This is a genomic window from Arthrobacter sp. 2RAF6 (assembly GCF_052115205.1).
GTDB lineage: Bacteria > Actinomycetota > Actinomycetes > Actinomycetales > Micrococcaceae > Arthrobacter.
In genome coordinates, this window is sequence record NZ_JBFRGF010000026.1 from 13,042 (window position 1) to 39,734 (window position 26,693).

The 26,693-nt window shown below is 63.9% G+C and carries 22 protein-coding genes and 1 pseudogene; 9 read left to right on the forward strand and 14 right to left on the reverse strand.

Going from position 1 to position 26,693, the window contains the following annotated elements; genetic code table 11:
• Nucleotides 1-4: 4 nt before the first annotated feature.
• Both folE and AB4Z38_RS17195 read right to left on the reverse strand, forming a co-directional pair.
• The gene (gene folE / locus AB4Z38_RS17190; RefSeq protein ID WP_441430830.1) at nucleotides 5-607 is read right to left on the reverse strand and encodes a GTP cyclohydrolase I FolE; all 603 of its coding nucleotides are present in this window, start codon (nucleotides 605-607) and stop codon (nucleotides 5-7) included.
• Nucleotides 600-2,939: an FdhF/YdeP family oxidoreductase gene (locus tag AB4Z38_RS17195; protein ID WP_441430831.1), complete on the reverse strand. Its 2,340-nt coding sequence runs from the start codon at nucleotides 2,937-2,939 to the stop codon at nucleotides 600-602. Before AB4Z38_RS17195 ends, folE begins: the two co-directional genes overlap by 8 nt.
• A 199-nt stretch (nucleotides 2,940-3,138) precedes the next feature.
• Here AB4Z38_RS17195 and AB4Z38_RS17200 point away from each other — a divergent pair, with 199 nt between their 5' ends.
• The gene (locus tag AB4Z38_RS17200; RefSeq protein WP_441430884.1) at nucleotides 3,139-3,804 is read left to right on the forward strand and encodes a GntR family transcriptional regulator; all 666 of its coding nucleotides are present in this window, start codon (nucleotides 3,139-3,141) and stop codon (nucleotides 3,802-3,804) included.
• 66 nt (nucleotides 3,805-3,870) lie between these two features.
• On the opposite strand, the gene AB4Z38_RS17205 is transcribed toward AB4Z38_RS17200, so the two are convergent.
• The 4 genes from AB4Z38_RS17205 to purU all read right to left on the reverse strand — a co-directional run bounded on the left by AB4Z38_RS17205 (nucleotide 3,871) and on the right by purU (nucleotide 8,965).
• Entirely contained in the window at nucleotides 3,871-4,746 is an 876-nt protein-coding gene (locus AB4Z38_RS17205) for a bifunctional 5,10-methylenetetrahydrofolate dehydrogenase/5,10-methenyltetrahydrofolate cyclohydrolase (RefSeq protein ID WP_441430832.1), read from the reverse strand.
• Nucleotides 4,743-5,369 (reverse strand): cyclodeaminase/cyclohydrolase family protein, encoded by a 627-nt coding sequence (locus AB4Z38_RS17210; RefSeq protein ID WP_441430833.1) that lies wholly within the window; start codon nucleotides 5,367-5,369, stop codon nucleotides 4,743-4,745. Before AB4Z38_RS17210 ends, AB4Z38_RS17205 begins: the two co-directional genes overlap by 4 nt.
• A 136-nt stretch (nucleotides 5,370-5,505) precedes the next feature.
• Entirely contained in the window at nucleotides 5,506-7,998 is a 2,493-nt protein-coding gene (locus tag AB4Z38_RS17215; protein ID WP_441430834.1) for a GcvT family protein, read from the reverse strand.
• A gap of 52 nt (nucleotides 7,999-8,050) precedes the next feature.
• Nucleotides 8,051-8,965 (reverse strand): formyltetrahydrofolate deformylase, encoded by a 915-nt coding sequence (gene purU / locus AB4Z38_RS17220; RefSeq protein WP_441430835.1) that lies wholly within the window; start codon nucleotides 8,963-8,965, stop codon nucleotides 8,051-8,053.
• A 118-nt stretch (nucleotides 8,966-9,083) separates the two neighbouring features.
• Between purU and AB4Z38_RS17225 the strand changes: the two genes are divergently transcribed.
• Nucleotides 9,084-9,764 (forward strand): GntR family transcriptional regulator, encoded by a 681-nt coding sequence (locus AB4Z38_RS17225; RefSeq protein ID WP_441430836.1) that lies wholly within the window; start codon nucleotides 9,084-9,086, stop codon nucleotides 9,762-9,764.
• A gap of 52 nt (nucleotides 9,765-9,816) precedes the next feature.
• Here the strand turns inward: AB4Z38_RS17225 and AB4Z38_RS17230 are convergent, their stop codons facing one another.
• The gene (locus AB4Z38_RS17230) at nucleotides 9,817-11,973 is read right to left on the reverse strand and encodes an amylo-alpha-1,6-glucosidase (protein ID WP_441430837.1); all 2,157 of its coding nucleotides are present in this window, start codon (nucleotides 11,971-11,973) and stop codon (nucleotides 9,817-9,819) included.
• 254 nt (nucleotides 11,974-12,227) lie between these two features.
• Between AB4Z38_RS17230 and AB4Z38_RS17235 the strand changes: the two genes are divergently transcribed.
• Together AB4Z38_RS17235 and AB4Z38_RS17240 are read left to right on the forward strand one after the other, a co-directional pair.
• Nucleotides 12,228-13,427, forward strand: coding sequence for a pyridoxal phosphate-dependent aminotransferase (locus tag AB4Z38_RS17235; protein ID WP_441430838.1), 1,200 nt, complete (start codon nucleotides 12,228-12,230; stop codon nucleotides 13,425-13,427).
• Nucleotides 13,424-14,383 carry a 2-hydroxyacid dehydrogenase gene (locus tag AB4Z38_RS17240; RefSeq protein ID WP_441430839.1) on the forward strand — a complete coding sequence of 320 codons (960 nt, stop codon included), beginning with the start codon at nucleotides 13,424-13,426 and terminating at the stop codon, nucleotides 14,381-14,383. Before AB4Z38_RS17235 ends, AB4Z38_RS17240 begins: the two co-directional genes overlap by 4 nt.
• A 154-nt stretch (nucleotides 14,384-14,537) precedes the next feature.
• On the opposite strand, the gene AB4Z38_RS17245 is transcribed toward AB4Z38_RS17240, so the two are convergent.
• A complete protein-coding gene (locus AB4Z38_RS17245; protein WP_441430840.1) occupies nucleotides 14,538-15,743 on the reverse strand; it encodes a hypothetical protein in 1,206 nt (401 codons plus the stop codon).
• A 332-nt stretch (nucleotides 15,744-16,075) separates the two neighbouring features.
• On the opposite strand from AB4Z38_RS17245, the gene AB4Z38_RS17250 reads away from it, so the two are divergent.
• Both AB4Z38_RS17250 and AB4Z38_RS17255 read left to right on the forward strand, forming a co-directional pair.
• On the forward strand, nucleotides 16,076-16,315 hold the full coding sequence (locus AB4Z38_RS17250) for a GNAT family N-acetyltransferase (RefSeq protein ID WP_441430841.1): 240 nt from the start codon (nucleotides 16,076-16,078) through the stop codon (nucleotides 16,313-16,315).
• Nucleotides 16,305-16,805: a GNAT family N-acetyltransferase gene (locus AB4Z38_RS17255; protein ID WP_441430842.1), complete on the forward strand. Its 501-nt coding sequence runs from the start codon at nucleotides 16,305-16,307 to the stop codon at nucleotides 16,803-16,805. Before AB4Z38_RS17250 ends, AB4Z38_RS17255 begins: the two co-directional genes overlap by 11 nt.
• Before the next feature lie 333 nt (nucleotides 16,806-17,138).
• On the opposite strand, the gene AB4Z38_RS17260 is transcribed toward AB4Z38_RS17255, so the two are convergent.
• A complete protein-coding gene (locus AB4Z38_RS17260) occupies nucleotides 17,139-19,199 on the reverse strand; it encodes a phosphocholine-specific phospholipase C (protein WP_441430843.1) in 2,061 nt (686 codons plus the stop codon).
• A gap of 127 nt (nucleotides 19,200-19,326) precedes the next feature.
• Nucleotides 19,327-20,184 carry a phosphatase PAP2 family protein gene (locus AB4Z38_RS17265; protein WP_441430844.1) on the reverse strand — a complete coding sequence of 286 codons (858 nt, stop codon included), beginning with the start codon at nucleotides 20,182-20,184 and terminating at the stop codon, nucleotides 19,327-19,329.
• 108 nt (nucleotides 20,185-20,292) lie between these two features.
• On the opposite strand from AB4Z38_RS17265, the gene AB4Z38_RS17270 reads away from it, so the two are divergent.
• Complete coding sequence (locus AB4Z38_RS17270) at nucleotides 20,293-21,906, forward strand: phospholipase D family protein (protein ID WP_441430845.1); 1,614 nt, start codon at nucleotides 20,293-20,295, stop codon at nucleotides 21,904-21,906.
• Nucleotides 21,907-21,952: 46 nt separating this feature from the next.
• Here AB4Z38_RS17270 and AB4Z38_RS17275 read toward each other — a convergent pair whose 3' ends face one another.
• From AB4Z38_RS17275 to AB4Z38_RS17285, 3 genes are all read right to left on the reverse strand, one after another.
• Nucleotides 21,953-22,258 (reverse strand): hypothetical protein, encoded by a 306-nt coding sequence (locus tag AB4Z38_RS17275; RefSeq protein WP_441430846.1) that lies wholly within the window; start codon nucleotides 22,256-22,258, stop codon nucleotides 21,953-21,955.
• A 599-nt stretch (nucleotides 22,259-22,857) separates the two neighbouring features.
• Complete coding sequence (locus AB4Z38_RS17280) at nucleotides 22,858-24,099, reverse strand: amidohydrolase (RefSeq protein WP_441430847.1); 1,242 nt, start codon at nucleotides 24,097-24,099, stop codon at nucleotides 22,858-22,860.
• Between the two features lie 165 nt (nucleotides 24,100-24,264).
• A complete protein-coding gene (locus AB4Z38_RS17285) occupies nucleotides 24,265-24,888 on the reverse strand; it encodes a PadR family transcriptional regulator (protein WP_441430848.1) in 624 nt (207 codons plus the stop codon).
• 273 nt (nucleotides 24,889-25,161) lie between these two features.
• Between AB4Z38_RS17285 and AB4Z38_RS17290 the strand changes: the two genes are divergently transcribed.
• Together AB4Z38_RS17290 and AB4Z38_RS17295 are read left to right on the forward strand one after the other, a co-directional pair.
• Nucleotides 25,162-25,431, forward strand: coding sequence for an SRPBCC family protein (locus AB4Z38_RS17290; protein WP_441430849.1), 270 nt, complete (start codon nucleotides 25,162-25,164; stop codon nucleotides 25,429-25,431).
• 9 nt (nucleotides 25,432-25,440) lie between these two features.
• Nucleotides 25,441-25,728, forward strand: a complete 288-nt coding sequence (locus AB4Z38_RS17295) for a YciI family protein (RefSeq protein ID WP_441430850.1) — start codon at nucleotides 25,441-25,443, stop codon at nucleotides 25,726-25,728.
• A gap of 496 nt (nucleotides 25,729-26,224) precedes the next feature.
• Here AB4Z38_RS17295 and AB4Z38_RS17300 read toward each other — a convergent pair.
• A pseudogene (locus AB4Z38_RS17300) lies at nucleotides 26,225-26,667 on the reverse strand (MmyB family transcriptional regulator); the annotation flags it as partial.
• Nucleotides 26,668-26,693: the final 26 nt, after the last annotated feature.

The window sequence follows — 26,693 nt, forward strand, 5'->3', positions numbered from 1 at the left end:
GTTTTCAGCGGCCGAGTATCAGGCTCAATGCTTCTGCGCGGGCCGCCGGCAGCCGGAGCTCGCCCCGCACCGCGGAGGTGATGGTCTTTGCCCCCGGTTTTCTGACCCCGCGCATGGACATGCACAGATGTTCACACTCGACGACGACGATCGCACCGAGGGGTCGAAGCGAAGCGACCAGGGCGTCAACCACCTGCGTCGTGAGCCGCTCCTGAACTTGGGGCCTCCGAGCGAAGATGTCCACCAGCCGGGCAAGTTTGCTCAGCCCTGTGACGAATCCATCCGGGGAGGGGATGTATCCGACGTGGGCTACGCCGTGGAACGGGACCAGATGATGCTCGCAGGTTGAGTAGAAGGGTATGTCCTTGACGATGACGAGTTCTTCATGGCCAAGGTCAAACGTCTTGTCCAGCACGGCGAGGGGGTCTTCGCGGAGGCCGCCGTACATTTCCTCCGCAGCGCGGGCGACGCGCGCGGGGGTCTCAACCAGGCCTGGCCTGTCCGGGTCTTCGCCAATAGCCAGGAGGAATTCCCGGACGGCCCGTTCCACCCGCGGACGGTCAACCCCTGGGGAGGACACCGCAACCGCGCCCCGGCTGTCACCCATGGCTGCCTGCGCCTGCCGGTTCGAGGCGGATAATGACTGACTTTGACGTCGGGGTTCCGCTGACGTCGGCTACCGAGTCCAGCGGCACGAGGACGTTGGTCTCCGGGTAGTAGGCGGCGGCGCAGCCCTTCGGTGTCGAATAGGAAACGATGCGGAAATTCTCGGCCCGTCGCTCGGTGCCCCGGAATTCGGATATCAGGTGAACCATGTCGCCGTTCTCGAAACCCAGTTCGGCCACATCGGCTTCGTTCACGAGGACCACCCGGCGACCGCCGTGAATGCCACGGTAGCGGTCGTCCTTGCCGTAGATGGTGGTGTTGTACTGGTCGTGGGAGCGCAGCGTTTGGAGGATGAGGCGGCCCTCCGGGACGCGGAGGTACTCCAAGTCGTTCGCCGTAAAGTGGGCCTTGCCGGAAGCCGTGTCGAATTCCCTGGCATCCCGGGGCCGGTGGGGGAGGACGAAGCCTCCCGGATTCTGGATCTTTTCCTCAAAATTTTCGAAACCGTCGAGTACCGCTTCGATGTGTTTCCTGATCAGTGAATAGTCATCCCTGAGCGCGAGCCAGGCGGCCTTGGGTGTGTTGGGCAGGAGCTGGCCGTCACTGTCCGTGAAGAGCCGGTGGGCCAGGTTGCAGACGATCGCCACTTCGGACATCAAGTGCTCGCTCGCGGGCTTGAGGCGTCCACGGGACGCATGGACGGCACTCATGGAATCCTCCACGGTTACCCTTTGGTCACCGGTTCGCTGCGTATCCCTCTCGGTGCGTCCGAGCGTGGGTAGGATCAGGGCGCGCCGCCCCGTTGCCAAGTGGGAATGGTTCAATTTTGTGGAGATCTGGACCGTAAGACGGGTGTTGGCCAAGGATTGCTCCGTGGTTTCAGAGTCCGGGGCCGCCCGTACAAAGTTGCCGCCCATCCCGATGAAAACCCGGACCTTGCGGTCCCGCATCGCCCGGATGGCCGCGACGGTATCGTAGCCATGGGCCCGGGGGGAGAGGAACTGGAACTCGTGGTCCAGCCTGTCGTGGAATTTCTCCGGCATTTGCTCGAAGATGCCCATGGTGCGGTCGCCCTGGACATTGGAATGTCCGCGGACGGGGCAGACTCCGGCCCCGGGCTTGCCGATGTTGCCCTGGAGAAGGAGGACATTGACGACGTCGCGGAGCGTGGGCACAGAATGCTTGTGCTGTGTCAGGCCCATGGCCCAGCAGACAATGGTTGCCTTCGAAGCCAGCAGGCGCTCACCGGTGGCCTTGATCTGGTCCATCGTCAGTCCGGTCGCTTCGAGGATGCCCTCCCACGCCACATCTTCCAGTTGCTTCACGTACGCTTCGAGGCCGACGGTGTGATTGTTGATGAAGTCATGGTCGAGCACGGTGGGCAGGCCCGGGCTGGTCCTTCCCGCGCCTTCGGCCTCCAGCAGGTATTTGCCCAGTCCCTGGAAGAGCGCCTGGTCGCCCCCGGCCCTGATCTGCAGGAAGTCGTCCGTCAGTTCGGTGCCAACCACCATGCCAACGACGTTCTGCGGATTTTCGAATCTGAGCAGCCCGGCTTCGGGAAGCGGATTCACGGAAACGATGACCGCACCGTTCTTCTTGGCCTTCTCCAGTGAGCTGAGCATGCGCGGGTGGTTCGTGCCTGGATTTTGGCCCGCAACGAAGATCAGCGACGCTGTTTCCACGTCTTTGAGGCTCACGGAGCCCTTACCGATGCCGATGGTCTCGACGAGGGCCGAACCGGAGGACTCGTGGCACATGTTGGAACAGTCCGGAAGATTGTTGGTCCCCACCCCGCGCACAAGGAGCTGGTAGGCGAAAGCCGCCTCGTTTGACGTCCGGCCGGAGGTGTAAAACACCGCCTGGTCCGGGTTATCCATGTCCCTAATCTCCTGCGCGATCAGTTCCAAGGCATCATCCCACTCGACGGGCCTGTAGTGTGTTGCACCTTCGTCCAGGAGCATCGGATGCGTCAACCGCCCCTGCTGCCCCAGCCAATAGTCGTCCCGTGTCTTCAACTCGGCTATGGAATGCGAGGAGAAAAACTCCGGCGTGACGCGGCGGCGTGTGGCTTCTTCCGCGACGGCCTTGGCGCCGTTCTCGCAGAACTCGGCCGTATGGCGTTTGTCGTGTTCCGGCCAGGCGCAGCCCATGCAGTCGAACCCGTCTACTTGGTTGACCGCCAGCAATGTTTGGACGCTGCGCAATGGACCCATCTGCTCGAGGGAGATCTTCAGAGCGTTAGCAACAGCCGGGAGGCCCACGGCCTTTGACTTGGGTTTGGTGACAGTCAGCTTTGACTCGTCGATATTTTCACGGGGGGCTTTCGAGGCCATCGGCTTTTCCTTCAGATCTTGGCCGGATAGAGCGGCGCCAAACCTTTGTCAGAGGACGGCGAAGTTCTTGACATTCTTATCCTCAGAGTATTGATATATCAGTTGTAGGGATACTATGTTCACGGGGCCGGCGAGTCAAGGCGCCGTCACGGAACGGGAAGGGTCAGACGTGGAGAGCAGCGGCAAATTATCGGTTGTCATGGGGGAGTCGGAGCTGCCTGCGAGGCAGGATGATGAGTCCTACGCCGAGTATGCGTACCGGGTGCTGTGTGATGAGCTTATCGTTCTTGATATCAAGCCCGGCGAGCCCTTGAATGATGATCTGATCTCCCGTCGGCTTGGTGTCGGAAGAACGCCTATTAGGGAAGCCATGAAGAGACTGGAGAGCGATCACTTGGTGGTGGCCTATCCACGCAGGGGAACCTTTGCCGCGGGCGTGGATATTACGGACCTTGCTGAAATCTCCGAGATTCGTCAGCTTTTGGAGCCTGCGGCATCAGCACGTGCCGCTCGAATGGCCTCGGACCGGACGCGGCAGGAGCTAAGGGACCTTGCCCGGGAGATTGGACAGCTTTTGGCCGGCCACCTTGCACAGCGGGACCTCATGCGCCTGGACATGAGAGTACACCGCAGCATCTACCGGGCGACTGGCAGCCGGCATCTGGAGGATGTCCTGATCCGCTGCGACAATCTGGCGACCCGCATCTGGAGTCTTGTGCTGGAGAAGCTCCCGCCGGTTTCCGAACACATTGCCCAGCACGTGGAACTGCTTGAGTGCATTGCGGATGGCGAGGCAGAAGCGGCCGCAGGGCTGACCGCCAAGCACGTGACCGACTTCGAGAACCTGATCCGGGCGGTCCTCTAGCAAAATTGAGCGTCCCGGATGCCCGGCACCGTCGCCCTCGGCGCCGGGCATGGTTTTGCCCTTACGTCAGCCGACCGGTCCAGCGATCAACGAGCGGGACTGTTCCCTTGCGGCTTCGGTTGTGTGCAGGAGCAGCAACGATGTGGTGACAGTGCCGACGCCGCCGGGAACGGGCGTCAGTGCTGCGGCGACGCCTAGCACGCTGGCTTCGTCCACGTCTCCCACGAGGGATCCGTCGGGAAGGACGTTCGTGCCGACGTCGATCACTACCGACTCGGAGGAAACATGGGCGCCGGTGAGCAGGCCCGTCCGCCCGGCCGCGACGACGACGACGTCGGCCCTCTTGGTGTATTTCTCCAGCGGACCTGACCGGGAGTGGCAGGCGGTGATGGTGGCATCGCGTTCCAGCAGCAGCAGGGACAGTGGTTTGCCCACGACGGCGGAACGGCCGATGACGACGACGTTCCGGCCCGCCACCGGGATGTCGTAGTGGTCGAGGATCTCGACGACGGCCCGGGCAGTGGCAGGTGCGAAGGCGGGTTGCCCCACGGCCAGCCGGCCGAGGCTGAGGGGGTTCGCGCCGTCGATGTCCTTCTCCGGTGCGATGTGGCTGACCAAGGCATCGGTCCTGACCCCGGCGGGCAGGGGCGTCTGCAGGATGATTCCGTTGACGGACGGTTCCGCGCTGAGGTGTCTCAGGACGCTGGCCAGGACTTGCTCTGTGGCGTCGTGGCCAAGGTCGAGGATCCGGCAGCCGATTCCCGCGCGTTCGGCCGCGCGCTCAATGGAGCGGACGTACCAATGCGTGGACTCGTCGTCGGTTGCCACGACCACCGCGAGGACCGGGCGTACTCCGTCGTTTTCGAGGTTCCGTGCCTCATCCCGGGCCCTTTGCTGGATGAGCGCCGCCAACGGCTTGCCGGAAAGCAGGGTGGCGTTCAACCGAGGATCCTTTCGCGTACGCGCTTAGCGAGCGAGTCTGCCGCCAAGACGACCTTCTCTTCGATCCGGTCGGTCTGCTCGGCAAGCCGGGCACGTGTAGAGCAGTCCTTGATGGCCACAATGTTGATGTCGATGTTGACCCTCGCCGTGGTGGCGGCCGCGCGAGCGGCGTCCGCGGCGGCTGCGACGTCGCTGATCACGTTGGCGTTTGCGGCGTCGAACAGTTCAGTGGCCAGATCGACGACGGATCCTGAGACCCTGATCAGCTGTGCCGGGGTCTGTGCAGCGTGAATGAGCGCATCCTGGATGGCCGCCGACCGCGCTTCGTTGAGGGCCTCGGTCCCGGAGGGCAGCTTGTAGGAATCGATGACCCCCTGGAAGGCTAGTTCGTCGGCGTCCGCAAGTCGCAGGGCTTCGTCCACAAGTTCGTCGGCGGCCGCGATGATCCTTGAGACCAGTGCAGCGTGTTGCTCGTATTTGGCGCCCGTGGTGTACCTGGCGACCATTGCAACGAGGGCGGCACCTTGGGCGGCGTGAACCGCAGCGGCTGCGCCTCCGCCGGGGGTGGGCTGCCGTGAAGCAAGCCTGGTGAGGTAATTGTTGATTGTTTCTGAACTGATCATGGGTCTTCCTGGGCTGTGTGTTCCTGCGCTGCGTCTTGGCGGGCTGGGGCTGGAGAAGAATCGGAAAGACAGCGGCCCGGACTCTGGTTGCGAGGATGAGTCCGGGCCGCGATGCCTTTGGATGGCCCGCAGTGCGCTAGCCGCGGAGCCTGGTCATCGTCGGGTCGTACAGCGGATCGGCCGTGACCGTAGCCTGGATGCGTCGTCCGAAGTACTCGATCTCGACGGAGTCACCGAGGGAGACGGCGGCCGGGAGGTACGCATAGGCGATCGGCTTGGCGACGGTGTAACCGTAGGCGGCGCTGGTTACGTAGCCGACTGCCTGGTCCTTGTAGAAGACCGGTTCCTTGCCCAGGACGATGCTGCGTCCGTCGTCGACGGTCAGGCAGCGCAAGCGGCGGGCGGAGTTTTCCTCGGTGCGGCCTTCCAAAGCGGCCTTGCCCACGAAGTTGTCCTTGGCCATCTTCACGGCGAATCCGAGGCCCGCTTCGAGGGGGTCGTGCTCCGTGGTCATGTCGGTGCCCCAGGAGCGGTAACCCTTTTCAAGCCGGAGCGAGCTGAAGGCGGCCCGGCCGGCCGCGATGACACCGAAGGGCTGCCCCGCCTTCCACAGCGCATCCCAGAGGCGCTGGCCGTTGTCCGCGCTGGTGTAAAGCTCCCAGCCCAGCTCGCCGACATAGGACAGCCGCATGGCAGTGACGTTGACTCCGCCGATGACGACATTCTTGGCCCGGAAGTAGCGCAGGCCGTCGTTGGAGAAATCGTCGCTGCTGACCGTGCTGATGAGGTCCCGGGCGAGGGGGCCCCAGAGACCGATGCAGCAGGTGCCGCCCGTCGTGTCACGCACCTGGACCCAGTCGCTCGCGGAGCCGCTTTCGGTCTGGTGGCGCGCGGCCCGGTCAAAGTATGCGGTGTCGATGTTTCCGTTGGCCCCGAGCTGGAACCTGTCTTCGCTCAGGCGGGCCACCGTGATGTCGCTTCGGATACCTCCTGCGTGGTCCAGCAGGAGGGTGTAGGTCACTGCACCTGGCTTCTTGTCCAGGTCCGCCGTGGTCAGTTCCTGGAGCAGCTTCAGTGCTCCGGGTCCCGAGACCTCAAGGCGCTTGAGCGGAGTCATGTCGTACATTGCCACCGCGGTGCGGGTCTTCCATGCTTCGGCGGCGGCGATGGGCGAGCTGAACATCCCGGACCAGGCATCACGGGCCGGGGGCTGCCATTCGGCCGGCATCTCCTTCAGCAGTTCGGCGTTGGCCTCGAACCAGTAGGGGCGTTCCCAGCCGCCGGACTCGAGGAAGAACCCTCCCAGCTGCTTGTGGCGGGCATGGAAAGGGCTGACGCGGAGGTTGCGGGGGGAGAGCTTGGGCTGGAGCGGATGTAGCACGTCGTAGATTTCCACGAAGTTCTGCTGGGACGTTTCGCTGACGTATTCGGGGGTGAGGTGGACTTCCTCGAAGCGGTGGATGTCGCATTCGCCCAGGTCGATCCGGGACTTGCCCGTGGTCAGCAGTTCGGCGACAGCGCGGGCAATGCCGGCGGAGTGGGTCACCCACACGGCTTCGGCGACGAAGAAGCCATCGAGTTCTTTGGATTCGCCCACCAGCGGGCCGCCGTCGGGGGTGAAGGAGAAGATGCCATTGAAGCCGTCTTCGATGTCGCTTTCGGCCAGGGCCGGAAGCAGCTGCTTGGTCGCCTCCCAAGCCGGGAGGAAGTCCTCCAGGGTGAAGTCCAGTCGGGAAGGCATGTTGTGCTCGTTGATCGCACTGGGCGTGTAGGTTCCGAGTTCCTCGACGTCCACAGGCATGGGGCGGTGGGCGTAGGAGCCGATGCCGTAGCGGTCGCCGTGCTCGCGGTAGTAGAGGTCCTGGTCCTGGTGGCGCAGGATCGGCAGGGAAGCGCCGTTGGGTAGTTCGTTGCGGCCCTTCTGCGCCGGCACCGGAGTTGTCTTGACGTATTGGTGGGCCAAAGGCAGGAGGGGAACGGACATGCCGATCATTTCGCCGATCTTGGCACCCCAGAAGCCGGCGCAGGAGACAACGATGTCCGCAGGGATGACGCCTTCGGAGGTGCGGACGCCGGTGACGCGGCGGCCGGACTGCTCGATCCCGGTCACGGTCGTGGAGCCACGGTACTCCACCCCGGCTGCCTCGGTGCGCTTGATCAGCAATTGGACTGCGCGGGCGGCGAGGGCCAGCCCGTCGCTGGGGACATGGAGTCCGCCCAGGATGTCTTCCTCGTTGATGAGCGGGTAGAGCTCCTTGCACTCTTCGCGGGAAAGGATCTTGCCTTCGATTCCCCAGGATGCAGCGTAGCCGAGCTTACGCTTTAGGTCGGCCAGCCGGGTATCGGTGGTGGCGACTTCGAGGCCGCCTACCTGGTTGAAGCAGCTGACGCCGTCCTCGGTGAGGGACAGGAGCTTTTCGACGGTGTATTTGGCGAATGTTGCCATGGTTTTGGAAGCGTTGGTCTGGAAGACCAGCCCCGGGGCGTGGGACGTGGAGCCCCCGGGCATGTTCAACGGTCCCTGGTCCAGGACTGTGATGTTGTTCCAGCCGCGGGCTACCAGTTCATCGGCCAGGTTGGTGCCGACGATCCCAGCTCCGATGATGACTATGCGTGGCGTCGATGCCATGTGGTTTCTCCTGCTATTTCTCGTGGGTGGGCTGCTTGTTGTTTGGCGTCGGTTAGCGGAAGACTACGGTGCTGGTTTGGTTCAGCAGCACGCGGTGCTCGCAATGCCAGCGGACGGCGCGGGACAGTGCGAGCGCTTCGGCGTCCTGCCCGACTGTGGAAAGTGCAGTCGGCCCGTAGCTGTGGTCTACACGGATGACTTCCTGTTCGATGATCGGTCCCTCATCAAGGTCTGCGGTGACATAGTGTGCCGTGGCGCCTACCAGTTTGACGCCGCGGTCGTAGGCCTGGTGGTAAGGGCGCGCACCCTTGAAGCCTGGCAGGAATGAGTGGTGGATGTTGATCGCTCTGCCCTCAAGGGCGCGGCTCAGGTCGTCGGATAGAACCTGCATATACCGGGCGAGAACCACCAAATCGATGTTGTACTCGTCAACCAGTTCGAGCAGGCGGCGCTCCGCGTCTGCCTTGGTGTCCGGGGTCACCGGAATATGTATGAAGGGAAGCCCGGCTGCCTCGGCCATGGCCCGGTGGGTTTCGTGGTTGGAAACTACCAGAGCCAGGTCTCCGCCCAGGCTGCCCCCACGCCAGCGGAAAATCAGGTCGTTCAGGCAGTGCCCGAACTTTGACACCATGACCAGGACGCGCTGCTTGGTCTCGTCATAAAAACCGAACTTCATGTCAAAACGCTCAGCGATCGCCCGGAACTCTTCTTCGAGCCTTTCCGGTGAGTACTCCGGGGATCCGGAAAACGCTGTGCGCAAGTGCAGCGTCTGGCGGAGTCCGTCGTCGAACTGCTGGTGCTCCTCGATGTTGAATCCTCGTTCAAACAGGAATGTCGTGACCGCCTGCACGATGCCGGCGCGTTCAATGCACGACAGGGTGAGCACGAACCTCCGGGAACGGTCGTCTTCAGAGGCACTCGCCTGCGGAAGTGTGCTTTTTATTGGAGTCGTCTCCACGAGCGTCATGTCTCCTCCTTAAGATATATTTTCAATTCAGTAACTGATATATCAGACTGGGATATAGCGTATACTGGAGTTCGAGTGAGGTCAATAGTCCGTTGGCTGGACGCGAAAGGTCGGTACCGTGGTATTTGAAGCGCTGGCGGAGGTGGACGCCACCGGTCCGAGGTCCCTGGCCGAAGTGGCCTACGAGCGGATCCGCGACAGGCTCCTGACGCTGGACATCAAGCCGGGCGACTTGTTGAACGACGACGTGCTGGCGAGGGATCTTGGCATCGGGCGCACCCCGGTGCGGGAAGCGTTGAAGCGCCTCGAACTTGACCGTCTGGTCATCAGCTATCCGCGAAGGGGAACCTTCGCCACGCGCGTTGAAGTGACTGATCTGGCGTATATATCGGAGATTCGCGCCCAGCTTGAGCCGCTGGCGGCCGCCCGGGCGGCGCGGGTTGCGACGCCGGCAGCCAGGGAGCACTTGCGCTCCGTGATGCGTGCAGTGGAGTCATTCGAGGTCAACGGCGCCTCCGTGGTGGAGACGCTCCGCCTTGATGCCCGCGTACACCAGGGGATCTATGCGGCAGCGGCAAATCCGCATCTGGAAGATGTGCTGATCCGCTACGACAACCTCGCCACCCGGATCTGGTGCATGGTCCTCGATCGCCTGCCTGATCTTTCACGCCACGTTCATGAACACCTCGATCTCCTCGGCGCGGTGATCGACGGCGACGAGGCCAGGGCTGCGGAGCTGGCGCGAATTCACGTCGACGGCTTCGAAAAGGCCGTCCGTTCAGCGCTGTTTGCGGCGTAAAAGAAGACCATTCTCCTCCAGGAACAGGCCGATCGATCCCGTCCTCCATTCGCTATTTTTCCGGACGCAGTTTGGCGTGCTCCACGAGATCGGTTATCCAAGGCCGTTGCCCGCGGTGGAGCGCCAAGCCCTCCGGCACGCCCTGAACGGAGGCGTTCGAACCGGATATGTCGATGGTGATCCGGCCAGAGCCCATGGGCGCGTTCGTGATGTGCAGTTCGCCGTAGGAATCCGGAAGCACAGGGTCTAGCCATAGCCCCCCTTGGGAAATGTGTGCGTCGTAGCGCATCAGGCTGGTCACCAGCAGGATTGGTGTGGTCGCGGCCCAGGCCTGTGGAGAACAGGCCGTGGGGTAGGGTACGGGTTCGGCAAACTGGTCGCGGCTGAAGCCGCAGAATAGCTCGGGCAGCCGACCGCCCGAGTATTCGGCCGCCTCCAGCAGTGCGGTGGCTATCCGCTGTGCCTCTTCCACAAACCCATACCGGAGCAGCCCTGCCACAATGAGCGCATTGTCGTGGGGCCAGACCGACCCGTTGTGATAGCTGGCGGGGTTATAGGCCCGCATGTCGCTGGCGAGGGTCCGCACTCCCCACCCGCTGAACATCTCCGGGGACATCAGGCGCTCGACCATTTGTGGGGCCTTGTCCTCATCCACGAGACCAAACCAGAGGCAGTGGCCCATATTGGACGCGCAGGCGTCCACCGGCCGCTTATCGCGGTCAAGCGCGACGGCGTAGTAGCCCTTGTCGGGGAGCCAGAACTGTTCGTTAAACTGCTGCTTCAGTTTCGCGGCCCGGTCTCGAAGCTCGGCTGCCAAGGCGAGGTCGCCGGCGTCGTACGCCATCCAGGAGCGCGCCACGTATGCGCCGTGGACGTAGGCCTGGACCTCGCACAGGGCGATCGGAGTTTCAGCCAAGACGCCATCGGCGAAGTTGATGCCGTCCCAGGAGTCCTTCCATCCCTGGTTGACCAACCCATGATCGTTGAGGCGCTGATACTCGACAAATCCGTCCCCGTCCCGGTCCCCGTATTCGCGGATCCACTCCAAGGCGCGGTCAGCGTTGGGCAACAGGGCGGCGATGGTCTCTTTGTCAAAACCCCAGCGACTGACGGAACCCAGCACGACCACGAACAGCGGAGTTGCGTCGACGCTTCCGTAGTAGGCGGATTTGCCGCCCAGCGCCAGCCCGCTGGAAACGTCGAGCCTTACCTCGTGCAGGATCTTGCCCGGTTCCTCTTCGCTCATCACGTCCACGACGCTGCCTTGGCGGTCAGCGAGGGTCTTCAGAGTGCCCAGTGCCAGGGAAGGATCCACTGGAAGCGACATTTCCGAAGCCCACAGCGAATCACGACCGAACAGAGTCATGAACCATGGCGCTCCGGCAGCGACGACCACCCGCTCCGGATGCTCAGGGTCCTCGATTCTCAGCGCTCCCAAGTCGTCGTAGCTGCGCCGCAGCGTCCGCTGGATGGAACGGTTGCCCATCTGCAGGGCCGGAATCTTCGCCACCCACTCTTGACGGCGCCGGTCACTCGGAGACATTTCGCCAGGAGCCGGATGAACAAATGGCGCGTCGGGACGTGCGCCATTGTCCGTGGGCGCAACATTCAATCGAGTACTCCAATGCCCATAGGGCGGGACCACTATCTCAAAAGTCAGCCCTTCGTCTGTGGCATTGGCCCCATCCGCCTTGACGATGACGCCCTTCCGGACGTCGTGCCACATGGCCTGGATTTCCACCGAGTCGCCGTCCAGATCGCGGGTCTCCGCCCATCGCCGCTGGATTCGTGCCTCTTTCACTTCGAACAAGTCGGCGAAATCTGCTTCAACGGCGAGCACTATTTTGCACTCAGCGGGCTCCGCCGAGTAGTTGCGGATGGTGATCCGCTCCCGGATCCCTGCCCCCACCTCACGCAGCCGTTCCACGATCAATGGACTGTCCGAATAGCCATCCGAGAGCTGCAGACGGCCTGCGAATAGGGCCCGATACGGTTCCTTCGTCTCAGCAGCCAAGGGTTCGAGGGGCTGGCCGTTAATAGTCAGATTCCAGCGGGACAGGATGCGGGAATCCAGGTGAAAGACCCCATGCGGAAGTTCGGGATGAATGTCTCCATTGGCCGATGAAATGCAGAATGATGATCCTTCAATCAAAGTCACTGTGCCTGACCCCAACGGTCCAGCCGCCGTGTCCGCATTCCATCCAGCCACTGCCGGCTCCTTCAAACGAACGCACTTACGGGCCGCGCGGGGTGCCGGCTGACTTTCGCTGCTCCCGTGTGGATGTAACCGACGCTACGCCCGTCTTAGACCTCACGCCAGAGGACGAGTAGACCCGTCAAGAAGAAGCTTTGTTCCCGCTAAGGCTGTTCGTATATCTTAATTCGTGGTTTGATATATTAGTCTTGAACTTGATCTGAATTCGCCGGAGAATCGATCGTCAACTCAACGAGGAGTGGAACAGTATGCAGCAACTCGCGCACCGGCTCGAACGTCTGGGCACCGAAACCGCCTTCAGCGTCGCCCAGGCCGCAGCCGCCTGGAAAGCGAAGGGCAACCGTGTGTTCCCCTTCCATCTTGGCGATATCAACATTCCGACGGCCCCGCATATCGTCGAGGCGATGAACCGGGCAATCACGGACGGCTACACGGGCTACTGCCCCGGCTCCGGCATCCCGCAGCTGCGTGAAGCCCTCGCCGAGGACCTCGGCTCGCGCCGTGGCATCGACTTCTCCCCTGACAATGTCGTCGTGATGACGGGCGGCAAACCCGTCATCACGAAGTTCCTGCAGGCGGTCATGAACCCCGGCCAGGAAGTGCTCTACCCGAACCCTGGCTTCCCGATCTACGAATCGCAGATCGAGTACCTTGGCGGCACTGCCGTGCCCTACCGCTACCTGCCCACGAGCACGGGCTTCGCGATCGACCTCGACCAGGTGCGCTCATCAATCACCCCGAACACCGTCGCCATCATCTACAACGACCTGCAGAACCCCATCTCGGCCGAGTCGACGGCGGCCGAGCGCGAGGCCATCGCACAGCTCGCGATAGAAAACGACCTGTGGGTGCTCTCCGACGAGGCCTACTTCGAAACGCGCTACGAGGGGGTCTCCAGCTCGATCGCATCTCTTCCCGGCATGGCCGAGCGGACCGTCATCCTCTACACGTTCAGCAAGAAGTTCGCCATGACCGGCTCACGCCTCGGCTGCGCCGTCGCGCCGCTCGAGATCGCCAAGGTGCTCAGCACGCTCAACACCAATGATGAGTCCTGCACGACACACTACGTGCAGTGGGCCGGCATCGAAGCGCTCCGCGGCCCCCAGGAATCCGTGCAGCAGATGCTCGACGTCCTGCAGAAGCGTCGGGACACCGCCTGCGAGCTCGTGAACTCCATCCCGGGCATGCGCGTCGCCGTGCCGCAATCGACGTTCTACCTGTTCCCCGACGTCACCGACGCGATGGAGCGCATGGGCTATACGGCAGTCGGGGACTTCGCCACCGATGCCCTGTACAAGACCGGCGTCTCCTTCTGCACGCGTGAGCACTTCGGCCGCCGCCTCCCCGGGGAGGACAGGCAGTACATCCGGCTCGCCTACTCGGGCATCGAGGTGCCGGATATCAGCGAGGGCCTCGGCCTCCTGCGCGAGTGGATCGAGACGGCATGAGCCGGGTCGTCGTCACGGGACGTATACCCGAAACCGCAATCGAGAAGCTTCGCGCCGAGCACGAGGTCGATGCGTGGACGGGTTCGGATTCGATTGGCCGCGAGGAGCTCCTGCGCCGTGTGGCCGGGGCGGACGCCGTCGTAAGCCTGCTCACCGAGCGCATCGACGGCGAACTGCTCGACGCCGCCGGCCCGCAGCTCAAAGTCGTCGCGAACGTCGCCGTGGGCTATGACAACATCGACGTGCCGGCCTGCACCGAACGAAGCATCGTGGCCACCAACACCCCAGGGGTGCTCACGGACGCCACAGCCGACATCGCAATGGGCCTCGTCCTCATGGCGACCCGCCGGCTCGGCGAGGGGGAGAGGCTCATCCGCTCCGGCCAGGCCTGGAAGTGGGGCATGTTCTTCCTGCTCGGGTCCAGCCTGCAGGGCAAGATCCTCGGCGTCGTCGGCATGGGGGGTATCGGGCAGGCGACCGCGCGCCGGGCCAAGGCCTTCGGCATGGAAATCGTCTACCAGTCGCGCAGCGAGACCGACCCCGCAATTGCCGCGGAACTGGGCGCCCGGCGGGTAGACCTCGACGAGTTGCTGGCCGTTTCCGACGTCGTTTCACTGCACTGCCCCTACGGGCCTGCCACGCATCATCTGATCGGCGCGGAACAACTCGCGGCGATGAAGAGCTCGGCGTACCTCGTCAACACCGCGCGCGGACCGATCGTCGACGAAGCGGCCCTCGCTGCTGCGCTCCGCGACGGCGTCCTCGCCGGCGCCGGGCTGGACGTCTTCGAGCATGAGCCCAGTGTGCACCCCGGATTGCTCGGGCTCGAGAACGTCGTGCTAGTGCCGCATCTGGGCTCCGCCACAGTGGAGACGCGCACAGCGATGGCGATGCTCGCCGCGGACAACGCCCTCGCCGTGCTCAGCGATGAACAACCGCCCGCTCCGATCAATTAGTGGCAATCCACCGACGTGATGGGGCAGACGGAGCATGTCCGCCCCATCACGCTGCGTGCGGAACACCGGTGTCGGCTGCACCGGGCGTTCATGCTGGACAGGCGGAAGTCGCGGGGTGTGCCCGAGCAATGGTCGGCCGCCCCCAACCGTGTGGCTAACTGGCTCTGCTGATGCTTGCCACGTATATTCGGCCGTTGTCGGGCCTCTGGATGAGTGCCCGGCGTTTGCCGTCTGCGAGTAGTTTAAGGCTGACTTTGTCGCCTTTCCGTGTGGGGCCGATCGGGCTTACGAGCCGGTAGAAGATATAGAACGAGCGCGGGTTTCCTGCGGGGTCCTTCGCTTCGAGGCGGATCGTGACGCCGTTACGGCCGGTGTTCTTCCGGGCGATCGTGACCTCGACCTGGCGCCACTGGGTTCCGGAGGCGAGCAGTTTCCGGATTCCGCCGTAGTCTCGTAGCTCGTTCCTGAGGACGAGGGCGATTGCGGTCGGGAAAATTAGCAGAAATACGCCCATGGTCAGGGGATTGGGATGGTTCGCGTCGTCGGCGCCATGGATCGAAACGTCGTGGGGATCGGCTGTGTCGACGTCGATAGTTGCCCGGAACCCCGGCCCGGGCAGAGTCTTGCAATTCGCGTTGACTTTGGCGACGCTGTGCAGTTGGCGGCCGTTGACGGTGTAGTCCACGTCCAGCTGGCACGAGGAATCGCGGCGTGCCGAGATATCTGTTTGTGCCGTGACCGTCCCGTCGATCTTGGTGTAACTGGCGAATGCGTGGTTGATCCCCTCGATGACGGCCCATCCGAGCCAGCCTGAGACCGATGCGATGGCGATGACAGCAGCGGCGCGTTTGAGCCAGAGCCTCCTGCGAAGCCAGCTGCCCTTCCACGTCGGAGGTGCGGAGTCTGGCGGTATCGTGGCCGCTATGCGGGTTTCCCTGGTGAACTGGACCCATGGTCCCGTCGCCTCGCTGCCCGTGACCGCCGAGGGAGCATCGATGGGTTCGCGTGCTGAGTGGCGAGGGGTTCTCCGTGGAAGATTGCCGAGCTCCGACGATTTCAGGTTGGTCCTTGCCGTGAACCATGTGCGGGACATGGCGCTCGTGTTCCACTCGCTCTCGACCTTGCGTTCCGCGTCCGTGCCTGTCATCGTCCAGGGCATATATCGGCCGGTTCCGAATGCCCCCGGAACCAATAAATCTTCGGAAACCAGCTCTTTGATCGTTTCGAGGGTGAGTTCCCTGGCCCGTCGATGATCCGAAAGAACACCAGTGCTCCTTGCGACGGCGACTAAGTCGGAGGCGCTGAGCCAGCGGTCAGCGGCCGCTTCCATCATCGACTCCCGGAGAGTGCCCGACTTCATGCGGGCACGTCGGTAGGAACGTCGCCTGCAGCCCGAGACGAGTTGTGTCTACAGATGTCGGTCATTTGGTTTCCCTGCGCCGCGTCCCCGTTCTTACGGCAAACTATCGCATAGTCGGGGCCCCGAAGCCCCACGACGCGGAACCTCGTGCCACCCGGCGGATTCGGGCGTTTTGACCTCGATCGCGTTGGAGATTGCAGCGCTCGCCGCCGCATATGTGCGCAACCGTGCGTACCTTTCACCCTGGGAGCCAGCACGGCCCGAGGAGTACTACACCGTAGATTGGCAGTCCGCGCCGCGGGCCCTTCCAGAGCGCGGGGCTCGGTTACTGGGTGGACGGCGCTTATGCAGGCTGCGGGCTGGCGTCGGCGGCAGTCCAGGCGATAGTCGAAATGGCGCGCGACGAACTCGGACTCCACCGCATCGAGGCGAGCACCCTTCTGCACAACGCGGCCTCGCAGCGGGTGCTGCTGAAGGCCGGGTTCCAGCAGATTGGTATGGCACCGCGATACCTGCAGATTGCCGGAAAATGGCAGGACCACTACCTCTACCAAGTGGTCCTTGACGACTAGAACCGTCCACGAACTGAGCCAGTACGCTATCGCCATGCAGCTTCGTGAATGCACCCTCGGTGACCTGGGACAGGTGAATGCGGTCTGTGATGCCGGCGGCCGGACACGTTGGACCAACGAGATGATCGCCCCCAGAAGCGATCGAGTCGTATTGGTGGCCGTCACACAAGGCGAGGTCATTGGCGTAGCGAAGACGCATTTCCACCCGGATCCCGAAGGCAGCTCGCCCGCAGGCCACTATCTCGGGGGCCTGGTGGTTTCTCCGCGGTTCCGTCGACGAGGGGTCGGTTCTGCCCTCACCCGGGCGAGGTTGGAATGGATCTGGTCGCGGGCCTCGGTCGCTCACTACTTCGCAAACGAACACAACACCTCATCCATCAATTTGCACGAGGCTCTCGGCTTCCGGCCGGTCGCCCGATTCTCGGAGATTCGCGGAGTCACCGCGGAAGACGGTCGGTCCGAGCTCATTCTCTTCGTGGCGTCCCGTTAAGCGATTGGGTTCGTTGACTACGGGTCTTATGCGGGCCTTCAGCCGAGTTGATCACGATCATTGGTGCGTGGCCGCCGCCCAGGACCGCGCCGTTCTGTCCGACCGGGCTGCCCGGGCCACCCGTGGAGCCCGAGTAGTCGTCGTCGTCCCAGGCCAGGACGATGCTGGACTTAGTCGTCTTCGTTCTCCATGTATGCCTTCCAGCTCAGTCCCTTGTTCTCGAGCTGGTCGACAGTGGTCTGGCCGGGAGGCTCGGGTGGGTGACGCCGGGTTCCGGCCTTGCGGCCTTTCAGAGGGATGAAAAACTGCGGGCGACGGCGGGCGACGGCCCGGTCATCGGCCCAGCAGGGGATCGGACGTGAGCGCCCGGCCGTCGTCGAGGCGCCCTGCGAGGACTCGCACGAGCTTCGGATCCGCCGCGGCGGTGATTTTGAGGTCGTACCAGCCGCCCTGCGTCGGGATCACCACAGTCTTGGCCTGGCCCGGGTTGAGAGCGAGCACCTGCGACCCGGCGCCGTATGCGTCCATGAGTGTGAGGGCGGCCGCGGCAGGGCCAGGGTTCTCGATCCGGAACTGCGCGTGGCCGGACCTGCCGTCGCGGGTGACGGTCGCGCGGATGTCCGCGGCCGCCGTCGTGCCCGCGTAACGGCGGTACCAGCCCGCCGGGCCGTGCATCTGCGCGTCGTACTCTGCGCCGAGCGCCCACGACGCGTCGAGGGTCGCGCCCGCGCCGATCGTGTACGAGTACGGGCCCGCCGGAAGGAGATTCGAGCGGACCTGCACGTGTGCGCCGAGCGCCCCGGCGTTCGACCAGCGGGCAGAGAGCTTGCCGGCCGCCACCGAGACCGCGACGTCAAGCGCGTACCCAAGCGGGCGCGACGGGCGCGTGCCCTTCTCCTGGGCCGGCATCGAGTTGACTGCGGGGGGCGTCGGCACGTAGCTCGGGTGCCGATTGTGGTCCGCGGGCTCGAATGCAGAGGTGTCGGGCAGGGCCGGGGCCGCGCCCCTGTTCGCCGAGAAGTCGAACGCGCTCGTGAGGTCGCCACACACCGCGCGGCGCCATGGCGAGATGTTGGGGGACTTCACGCCGAAGCGCGACTCGAGGAAGCGCACGATCGACGTGTGGTCGAACGTCTCCGAGCAGACCCACCCGCCCATGCTCCACGGCGAGACGACGAGCATCGGCACGCGCACGCCGAGACCGTAGTGGCCCGGGACGTCGGCGATGCCGGAGAAAGTCATCCGGCCGTCGTACCACTCGCCCTCGGTCGAGACCGTGGATGCGCCCGGGATCTGTGGGGTGTTCGGGTGCGGCGGGACGACGTGGTCGAAGAAGCCGTCGTTCTCGTCGTACATGAAGAACACAGCCGTCTTGCTCCAGACGTCCGGGTTGGACGTGAGGATGTTGAGGATGTTCGCCGTGTACCAGGCGCCGAAGTTCGGCGGCCAGTTTGAGTGCTCTGTGTAAGCCTCGGGGGCCACGACGTAGGAGACCTGCGGGAGCGTCCCGCCCGCGACGTCCTCGCGGAAGATCCGGAACAGGTCGTCGCCGGCCTTCGCGTTCGTTCCGCTCAGCGCCTTCTCGTAGAGCGGGCTGCCGGGCTTCGAGTTCTGGTACTGCTTAAGGTACAGGAGCGCGTTGTCGCCGTAGTTGCCGATGTATGCGTCGCCCGTCCAGCCCCAGGAGCCCGCAGCAGTGAGGCCGTCGCCGGCGTCCTGGTACACCTTCCAGCTCACGCCGGCCTTCTCAAGCTCTTCGGGGTACGAACTCCACGAGTAGCCGACCTCGGCGTTCCACAGGTCGGGGCCGCCGGCCTTGTAGTCGTTGCCGTCCCAGCCCGTGAACATGTAGTAGCGGTTGGGGTCCGTGGGGCCGAGGAGCGAGCAGTGGTATTGGTCGCAGATCGTGAACGCGTCAGCGAGGGCGAAATGGAACGGGACGTCGCCTCGCTCGTAGAACGCCATGGTGGCCTCGGACTTGGCGGGGAGCCACTTGTCGTACCTGCCCACGTTAAAGGCCTCGTGGGTGAGCTTCCACGAGTGGTCGAGGTCTTCCATGAACTGCATGCCAAGATTCGGTGCGGTTGGGTGGTAGGGGAGGACGTCCCGAGTTCCGTTGTTCTGCGCGAACGCGTCCTTCCCGCTCGGGAGGATGGCCGGATGCGGATCACCGAACCCGCGTACGCCCTTGAGCGTGCCGAAATAATGGTCGAAGGCACGGTTCTCCTGCATAAAGACGATCACATGCTCGACGTCCTTGATCGAGCCGGTGGCACGGTTGGCCGGGATGGTCGCGGCGCGCGCGATGCTCTCGCCGAGCATCTCCGCGATTGCGGTGGTGGCCGCGCTAGCCCCTGATAGTTGTAGAAAACGCCGACGGTTCAGACCTGACATGAGCTGCTCCCAGTGCTTGGATTTGCTGACGAAAACCCCCGATCGACTCTTTCAGCACCAGGCAAAGGCTAAGTGCAGGAAAGGCAAATTTTGGGGCAACATGCGGCCGCTGCGCCGGAGGTGGCTTTCATCTGCCTGGAGTTCCGCCCCTGGAGTGGTTGAGTTTTTCAGTCTTTCGGGCGGTGAGGTAAAGACGGTGGGCGGTGATGACCAGGACCAGCCAGGCGGCACCGAGGGTCCAGGCCGCCAAGACATCCGTGAGCCAGTGGTGGCCCAGGAACACCCGGCTGAGTCCGATGGTCAGGGCGAAGAGGGCCGCGGCGGTCACTGTCAAGGCACGGGCCCGGCGGGAGCGGCAACGCAGGATGACCAGGTAGGCGACGATTCCGGCGATCACGAACGAGTTCAGCGAATGCCCGCTCGGAAACGAGGCGGAATACTCGTAGGGCGGCACGGCGTCGCTGAGCGGGGGCCGGGCACGGCCAATGAGCTGCTTGCCGGCGATTGTCATGAGCAGGGAGCCGGCCGCGGCGGTCACAATGAGGATTGCAGGGGTCCACGAGCGGCGCCGGAGGACCAGCACGGCGGTGGCGATCGCGGCCAGGATCGGCATCCCGATTCCTCCGCCCAGATCGGTGTAGGCAGTGGCGGCGGCGTCCAGTGCGGGGCTGCGCAAGGTCATCGCTGCCTCCAAGACCGGGTGGTCCAGGGCGCCCACCCCATCTGCTTCTGTCACCGCCTCGTACACCCCGCCGGTCGCGAAGGCCAGCAGCGATGCCGCTACCGCTCCGGCAGCGAGGATCAGGATCAGCGCACCGTACGGGCCGAGGCGGGCACTGAGGCGTTGTGCGCGGGAGGCGAGCCACCTACCGGCGGGGGTCTTCCACCGGGCCAAGTCAGTGTCACCGACGAACCGGTCGTCGGTGAGCTCGCCTTTGCCTCCGGCTGACTCGTCGTCCGACGTGCCTTGGGGGTGAACGCCCATTGTCTTCCGCCTCACATCGTGGATGGATTTGATCAGTAAGGTTACCTTCTAGGCTGTTTGATGACCGGACACCAGAGGATTGGCCTCGACCCCCGGAAGGAGCACTGAGTGGACAGTGATGCTGGCACGTGGTTCCTGAGTCGCGCTGAGCGGGGGAATCTGGCCACGGATGTGCACGCGGGCGGTGCCGGGTCTCCGGCGTGGTCGGAGGGCAACCTTGTGCGGCCCCTGGTTCATGGAGCGAGCTATTTTGCCCGACTGCATGAGGAGTTGAGTGCCCTTCAGGCGGGGGACCGTGTGTGGTTCACGGACTGGCGCGGGGACGCCGACGAGCGGCTGCTGGCGGACGGACCGACGATCGGGGACTTGCTCGCGGGGTTGGCCCGCGCGGGGGTGGAAGTGCGGGGCCTTGTCTGGAGATCCCACGGAGAGCGGGTATCGGCTCCGATGAGCGGCCGTTCCAACGAGCTCCTTAGCCGCAAGATCAACGACGCCGGCGGAGAGGTGCTGTTGGATCAGCGTGTTCGCCTGTTCGGCTCCCATCACCAGAAAATGTTCGTCATCCGCCGTCGTGAGGATCCGTCGCGGGACGTCGCGTTCATTGGCGGGCTCGACCTTTCCCACAGCCGACGGGACGACGCCGACCATGCGGGAGACCCGCAAGCGGTGACCATGGATCCTCGGTATGGGAAGCGTCCCCCGTGGCACGATGCCGCGCTCGAACTGCGTGGCCCTGTGGTTGCGGATGTGCTGGCAGTGTTCGCCGAAAGGTGGAACGACCCCCAACCACTGGACCGGCGCACCCCGTACCGGATGCTGCTGCAACGCCTGGCGCGCATGCCCCGGCACCCCGAACCGCTCCCGGCCGCTGCACCGCCGCCACCCGCGGCCGGCCCCCATGCGGTGCAGTTGCTGCGCACTTACGGGGTGAAACGTCCCCCGTTCCCGTTCGCTCCAGAAGGGGAACGCAGCGTTGCCCGCGGCTATGCGAAAGCCTTCGCCCGCGCCCGCTCGCTGATCTATATCGAGGACCAGTACCTGTGGTCGACGGAAGTCGCAGCCGGAATCGCAGCGGCCCTCGAACGGAATCCCGACTTGAACGTGATCGCCGTCGTGCCCCGCTACCCCGACTCCGATGGCCCTCTTACGGGGCCGGCAAGCCGGATTGGTCAACTTCGTGCCCTCAGGATGTTGCGCCGGGTCGCACCCGATAGGGTCGGCGTGTTCGACCTGGAGAACAGCTCCGGGACTCCGATCTACGTCCACGCCAAGATCTGCATCATCGACGATGTTTGGTTCACCTGCGGCTCGGACAATTTCAACCGCCGGTCCTGGACCACCGACAGCGAGCTCACCTGCGCCGTCGTCGACGCCGTTGCCGACAACGGGGAGCCGCCCGGCGCTGACACCGGGCACGACGCATCCGGGTCTCTGGCCCGCGGGCTCCGGCTCCAACTCTGGGCCGAACACCTGGGCTTGGACCAGGACGATTCCCGACTCCACGACCAGGCGGCGGGGCTCAAGCTTTGGAACGCCGCAGCCGGCGTTCTCGACCGCTGGCATGAAACCGGGCGCCGCTCGCCCCGCCCCACCGGAAACGTGCGGCACCACACCCCGGAACCCGTATCGTCCCTCCAACGTCTCTGGGCGGATCCGCTCAGCCACTTCGTCGTGGATCCGGACGGCCGTCCCCGCCGGCTGCGCGGCACCACCCAATTCTAGGTAGGCATGGTCGAAGCGCTCCCAGCGCGTTCGTGGCCCCCCGGACTCAGGCGGCCATCACAGCGACGGCGGATGACCGGACTGAGATGTTGACATCTGACTGTTGGGGATCGATCAGGGCCGGAAGGCGGCGGGATTGCGAGCAGCGGCGGAGCGCTTCCATGGCCGCCGGGTCGACGCTGGCCCCGCTGACGTCGATTTCAAGGGCCAGACCATGCATGAGGGCGTTGGCCCGCCTCGCGACTACATAAAGGGCGTGGAGGCTCCGGGAGGTTAGCCGTCCATGGGCTGTGATGCGGACCTGGGCACCATCGATGTCCATTTTTACGAGAAGCCGGATTTTTTCGGTCATGAGTCCTCTTCCGATCAGGAACCGCGACGCTGCGGCCCGGAACAAAGACTAAACGGAGGATGTGACGCAGGCAACAGTTACCTCCGTAAGCGGCTTAACTGAGTGCGAACCATCTCTTCCGGCTTGCCCATGGCCCTTAAGGGAATCCTGACATAGGGTTTGACCCACTACCCGCTGGCTGCCCCATTGGGTTCATATGAACGATGTGGGCGTCCGGGCATGAACTTTGAACGCGGGATCTGGCCGACGCCGATTCCCGACCGATGAAGACGTGAGGGAGAAACATGACGGTTGCCCGTGCTGGACATCGAATGGCCACGTATCGTCCCTGTGTTCCCGCAGCGCCGCCCAGGGTGCCGGCCTGTGGGCAGTGCGGTCCTGGGTTTCCTTTGACCTTCCATGAATATGTTCCCGCTGTCTATGCGGCCGACGGAAGCGGATTGCGGCCGCCGTCGGCAAGCTATAGCTGTGCAAGATGCGGTACTAAGGACAACCATCAGGTTCCCTCAGGCTGGGCACCGCCTGAGTGGCAGTGGTACTCCTGAACCGCGTCGCTTAACGCATGGAACGACGGCGGGATGCCCCGCCGTCGTCCGCGCTCACGGTGTTGCGCCATCCTTGGACAGGTAAGACAGTGCTGCGACTATGTGGGTCTGGACGCCCGTGGACAGAGACGGGTCGATCACCGGCGCGAAGAGCGGGGAGTGGTTTGCCGCTATGTCCTGGGCTACTGTCCCGCGTTCGACGGCGGCGCGGTAGGTTTCGGGATCCACACCGCCCAGGAACCAGAACGTGTACGGCACACCGAAAGCGTCCGGAATGCGGCTGAAGTCCTCGGAAGCGGTCTGTGGTGTGGCCTGGCGCACGGAGTCCTGCCCGAAGTGGGCGGAGAATGCGGCCCGGACCTTCTGCGTCACGGCCGCGTCGTTGGTGGTGAGCGGGAATTGGTCGTAGTACTCGAAATCAGGGTCTTGCGGTGATCCGGCGGCGGAACACTCGCCCCTGACTATCCGCTCAATGGCCGAGAGGACGGACGCACGGACCTGGGTGTCGTAAGTGCGGATGTTGAGCAGGAGGGTGGCCCGGTCGGGGATGATGTTCGACGTCGCTCCGGCGTTGAGCGCCCCCACAGTGACCACCGCGAAGTCGCCCGGCTTGGTCTCCCGGGAGACGATGGACTGAAGCCTGAGCACGATCGAGGAGGCCAACACCACCGGGTCAACGGACATGTGCGGCATCGAGCCGTGCGCGCCCTTCCCGTACACGGTGATCTTGAGCGAGTCCGCGGCTGAGAGGACTGGGCCGTCCGTGGTGGCGATCCTCCCCGCCGGGATCGGCATCACATGCTGGGCGAAGGCGACGTCGGGCCGCGGCACTTTGGCGACGAGTCCGTCGTCGACCATTGCCCGGGATCCGGCCCCGATCTCTTCACCGGGCTGGAACAACGCGAGGTACGTCCCGGACCAGGCTCTTCGCCCATCGGCCATGAGCTTGGCGGCGCCCAGTAGCGCAGCGACGTGCAGGTCGTGCCCGCACGCGTGCATGACCCCGTCGACGGCCGACGCATAAGGCAGCCCGGTAGCCTCGGTGACCGGTAGCGCATCCATGTCCGCGCGGGCAAGCACTGTTGGGCCGTCCCCGTTTGCGAGGATACCGACGACGCCGGTGCCCCCGATGCGGGTTACGGCATAACCGAACGCCGCGAGTTTCCCCTCGACGAGCGTCGATGTCCTATGCTCCTCGAGGCTCAGCTCGGGGTGCCTATGCAGATCGATGTACGTATCCCGGATCCAACCGAGCTCTGCTCCAAGGCTTGCCAAGACTGCTTCGCAACCGCTCATGGACCATCGCTCTCAGTAGCAGATCGGAGCGCCTGGGCGTGCCGGCGCAACCGCGAAACCCAGCATAGACCCGGAGACCGAACCAGGGGAGTGCTGTTCAGTCCCAGTGGGAGGTTCTTCGTTTCCGAAGCCGCGAGCAGGCTACTCCGCGTCGGGGCTTCGGTACTAGTCAGCGAGGATGTGGTACAGCGCTCGCCGGGTTTCGTCGATCTTTTCCATGGCGGCCGTGCGCTGTTCGTCGGTTGCGGCGAAGCGGAATTGGTGGATAACGCCCATGAGCTTTGCCACGCTCTGGTGAAACGCGGGTCCTGATCCCTCTGGATCGATGTTCCACGCATTTTCCAGCTCCTCGGCGTGCTCCGCTACATATGCCTTCCCGGCGTCGGTGAGTGTGAATTCGGTGCGCCGGCCTTCGCCGACGGGTGCAATGAGCTCCTCGTCAACGAGCTGCTGCAGCGTCGGATAGACGGAACCCGGGCTCGGGCGCCACGATCCGGACGTCTTCTCGGCGATTGTCTTGATGAGTCCGTATCCGTTGGACGGCGCTTCGGCCAGCAGGGAGAGGATAGCGAAACGAACGTCACCCTTGTTGGCCCGACGCGGGCCCCCGGGACCAAAGCCGGGACCAAACCCCGGCCCGAAGCCCGGTCCGAAACCGCGGCCTGGCCCAAACCCGCGGCCAGGTCCGAATCCGCCGTGTCCGTGGGGTCCGCGACGGCTCCGGCCGCGTCCGAAGCGTTCCATGTCTGGCCCGCAATCTGTGTGCTTGTTGTCGTGAATGCCTTTCATAACGGCATCGTCCTTTCAATGCTGTGTGGGTTGCCCTGAGGCTCGCAGTTTGTTCTGCGATACTTAACGATATATCGCTGACTGTCGTTAAACAAGACCCGATTTTGCGCGGGCTGGGCTGCGACGCCGCCCCGGGATACCCCATCGCTCCGCCGATGGCTCTATCGGAATTTAGGCTGGTCATGAACGAGATTGAGGACAACTAATGAGCGAACAACTTAAGACCATCGAGGTCGAAGAATTCCTGCCGCATTCGCCTGCCAAGGTCTGGCCGTGGAAGCGGAGAAGCTACTGCGTATTTCGTGGCGGGACGCACACTCCGGAAAGAGCCTCAACAGCACGGTGACCTGGTCAATCACCGCGGAGGACACCGGCACCCGGCTGTCCCTCGTCCACGACGGATTCAATCCCGACGAACCGAGCCACGTGGCATCGCACCGCATCATGAGCGGCGGATGGCGAAACCATGTGCTCCCGCAGCTCGGTCAGACCCTGGACGAACTCGACGGCGCCGAATCCGACAGCGCCCAACCCGACAGCTAAGGGCAAACAATGCAATTCGTCGTTTTCTACAGCTCGGATCCTTCGGCACTTCCGGGGCTCCAGGCCGTCTACCCCAGGCACGTCGAATATATGCAGGCGTTCGCCGCCGAGGGCGGCCTGATCGGGATTGGGACTTTCAACAATCCCGGCGTGAACGGTTCGATGGGCATCTTCACCAGCAAGGAAAGGGCGGAGCAGTTCATCGCAAGCGATCCTTTCGTCCTGGAAGGGCTTGCCGTACCCAGCGAGATCCAGGAATGGAACGCAGTCATGTTCAGCTCACAGGGTCCCGCCTGACATTCGGACAACTTCCGCGCACCTCACCGGCAAGTCTCCATAACAGGCTGCGGCTCGGGCTCGATTCTCCACGCGGCCCGGTGTAAAGCTGTCGCGATCCAACCCCGCAGTCGAGCCAGCCGCAGGCGTCTTGCCGGACGTGCTGGAACAACCGGTGCCCCCGGCAACGCACTGCGGCTGTCATTGTTCACGATGCTGATGACTGCGCAAGCCATCATCAACGAAAAATCCATAGTCATCTTCTTCTCATCTAAACGTGGAGCCCTGAACTGGTAAATCAGTTAGCGGCTGGAAGAAACCCGAATACCCAAAGGCGGAACCGCCGTCGTTCAAGGTTCTGTTAAAGACGCTAAGCGCTCCGGAAGACGCTGTCAGCAGCTGTGCCGCTCCCTGCTTTTCCTAGGACTGACGGGCCTACCCTCAGCGCGCGCGGCAAACAGCGGCCCTTAACGCTCAGTCGGAGATCGACGCCGGCGCAGCCAGTTCGCTTGCGGTGGTGGCCGAGGCGCTTGGTGCCGGTTCGGTGGAAGCGGACGTTGTGGGCGGCCCAGCGTGTGCGGAATTCCTCGCTTCGGGTGGCGAGTTCGCCGACCAGATCGCTTAGGCCCTTGTTGTGCGGCTGCCTTCCGGCGTAGCTGCGGGCGAGTAAAGGTCGCGGCCGCGCGGGTTGGCGGTGATGAGATCCATGCGCTCGTTCCGCACCCAGGTCGGGGCACCCGTAATCGCGTCCATGAATCGCCGGAGGCTCGGGCGGACCTGCTGCGCTGGCGTGACTGCCCGACGGCGGCGGGCCGGCCCGGGTTGCGCGGCACGGGCGAGATCGAACAAGTGGGCGATTTCGGCTTCGTCCAGCCTGAGGGCGTGGGCAATCGATTCGAGCACTTCGTCGGAGACGCCTGTGAGGTTGCCGCGTTCCAGCCGCGCGTAGTAGTCCACGCTACCTGTGCTGTGCCTGAACTGTGTCA